Origin of the sequence: Nocardia sp. NPDC006982 (genome assembly GCF_042869435.1) — a bacterium.
Classification (GTDB): Bacteria; Actinomycetota; Actinomycetes; order Mycobacteriales; family Mycobacteriaceae; genus Nocardia.
The window spans coordinates 1-2,035 of sequence record NZ_JBIAFV010000074.1 but is presented as its reverse complement, the minus strand read 5'-3'; the positions used below and the strand labels follow the sequence as shown (position 1 = coordinate 2,035).

Sequence of the window (2,035 nt, the reverse complement as noted above, 5' to 3'; positions counted from 1 at the left end):
GCGCCGTGGTCCGCGGCACCGTCACCATCGCCAACCCCCACGGAACATCCGCCCCGGTCACCGAGCACGACGCCATGTCGGTGTTGGAGGCATGAAGTGTTCCTGACCAGAATGCCGATCAACCCACGGCGCCGCGGCGCCCGCACACTGCTGTCCTCCCCACAAGCCCTGCACGCCGCGGTATGCAGCGGATTCGCCGACGCCACCGCCACCAACGAAGGCCGGATCCTGTGGCGCCTGGACACCTACGGCCCCCACCGCGTCCAGTTGTATATCGCCAACCCCCGACAAACCCGACCTCACCCACATCGTCGAACAAGCCGGCTGGCCCACCACCGAAACCTGGGACACCAAACCCTACGACCGCCTGCTGGAACGACTCACCCTCGGCCAGCAATGGCAATTCCGGCTCACCGCCAACCCCGTCCACTCCGCCCGCCGTGACGGCTGGACCGACACCGAACCCCTCGCCCGCATCACCGTTGCCCAACAACAGCAATGGCTGCTCGACCGAGCCGCCCGCATCGGCATCCGCATCCTGCCAGGCCTCGCACCCAACGCCACCGCCGACGAAGTCGAACTCACCATCACCGACCGCACCGTGCACCGCTTCACCCGTGGCCAAGGGCGGGTCACCATCTCCACTGCCACCTACGAAGGCCTACTCGAAGTCACCGACGTTGCCGCACTACGACATTCACTCACCTTCGGTATCGGGCGCGCGAAATCCTACGGATGCGGGCTGCTCACCCTCGCATACCCAACGACCGATAATCCGCGATGACCACCATCGGCCGCCGACCCGCCGAGTCGAAAGAACTCGTGCGGATCTCCGAGCGGATCTCGTTCCTCTACCTCGACCGGTGTGTGGTCAACCGTGACAGCAACGCCATCACCGCCACCGACGAACGCGGCACCGTGCACGTCCCCGCCGTCGCCGTCGGTGTGCTGCTGCTCGGACCGGGTACCACCATCACCCATCAAGCGATTTCGCTGATGTCCGACAGCGGGTCGACCGTGGTGTGGGTCGGCGAACGCGGCGTGCGGTACTACGCCCACGGCGTAGCACTGGCACGGTCCTCACGGCTACTCACCGCGCAAGCCGAAGCTGTCACCAACACCCGCGCACGCCTGCAGGTGGCGCGGGCCATGTATGCCATTCGTTTTCCAGGAGAGGACGTCTCGGAACTAACGATGCAGTAGCTGCGCGGCCGCGAAGGCGCCCGCGTCCGCGCGGTCTATCGCCAGCACTCCGAACGCACCGGCATCGAATGGAAACGCCGCCACTACGACACCGAGGACTGGGACACCGGCGATCCCGTGAACCAGGCCCTGTCAGCGGCGAAGGTAATATCAACCAGCGCAACGGGATTGTCATGATCATTATTATCGGGCTCGTCGTTCTCATCGGCGCGGTAATTATCGGCGTTGCCGGAGTGGCGGCCAATACGGGCGAAGTTCGTACGGCACCAGGTGATTTCGGTGTATTCGACTATCACTTCAGCGTCTCCGCGGGGGAACTTTTCCTCTACGGGATCGCGATCGGGGCGATCGGGATGCTCGGCCTGAGCCTGCTGCTCGCTGGCCTCTGACGTAGTTCCCGTCGCAGCAGCGCCGCACGGCGCGATCTGCGGCAGTCGCGCCGGGAGTTGGCGGCACATCATTTTGCTGCTCATCGGTGCGATCCTCGCACTCGTCGGGTCGGTGGGGCGCCCGGTCGGCGGCACTACTACTGACGCCATCGCGCTGAGCGAAGAACGGGCCGAGGGTTTCCTTCGGCCCGTTCTCATATCCCGGTGACATCCGCCAATTGACCGATGCCATAGGTGATCGCCATCGCCAGCGCACCACCGATCATTACCCGCAACACCGCGCGTGCGCGGTTACTGCCGCCGAGCCGCGCGCTGACCGACCCGGTGATCGCCAGCGCGATCAGCACTGCCGCGAATGTCACCGGAATGCGTGCGGTGGTCGGCGGCAGGATGATCGCCAACAGTGGCAGCAGCGCACCCACGGTGAACGCGACCGCCGAGGA

General features: G+C 65.5%; 4 protein-coding genes and 1 pseudogene. 3 read left to right on the top strand and 2 right to left on the bottom strand.

Annotated elements, in window-relative coordinates; translation table 11 throughout:
- Positions 1-111: 111 nt before the first annotated feature.
- The 3 genes and pseudogenes from ACFYOW_RS49510 to ACFYOW_RS49500 form a co-directional block, all read left to right on the top strand.
- Positions 112-243: pseudogene (locus tag ACFYOW_RS49510) on the top strand (type I-E CRISPR-associated protein Cas6/Cse3/CasE); the annotation flags it as partial.
- 28 nt (positions 244-271) lie between these two features.
- The gene (gene cas6e / locus ACFYOW_RS49505) at positions 272-784 is read left to right on the top strand and encodes a type I-E CRISPR-associated protein Cas6/Cse3/CasE (protein ID WP_387299141.1); all 513 of its coding nucleotides are present in this window, start codon (positions 272-274) and stop codon (positions 782-784) included.
- Positions 781-1,203 (top strand): CRISPR-associated endonuclease Cas1, encoded by a 423-nt coding sequence (locus ACFYOW_RS49500; RefSeq protein ID WP_387299139.1) that lies wholly within the window; start codon positions 781-783, stop codon positions 1,201-1,203. Before cas6e ends, ACFYOW_RS49500 begins: the two co-directional genes overlap by 4 nt.
- A gap of 83 nt (positions 1,204-1,286) precedes the next feature.
- Here ACFYOW_RS49500 and ACFYOW_RS49495 read toward each other — a convergent pair whose 3' ends face one another.
- Positions 1,287-1,676 carry a hypothetical protein gene (locus ACFYOW_RS49495; protein WP_387299137.1) on the bottom strand — a complete coding sequence of 130 codons (390 nt, stop codon included), beginning with the start codon at positions 1,674-1,676 and terminating at the stop codon, positions 1,287-1,289.
- A gap of 110 nt (positions 1,677-1,786) precedes the next feature.
- A partial coding sequence (locus ACFYOW_RS49490) for a VIT1/CCC1 transporter family protein (RefSeq protein WP_387299135.1) occupies positions 1,787-2,035 on the bottom strand: 249 nt, incomplete at its 5' end.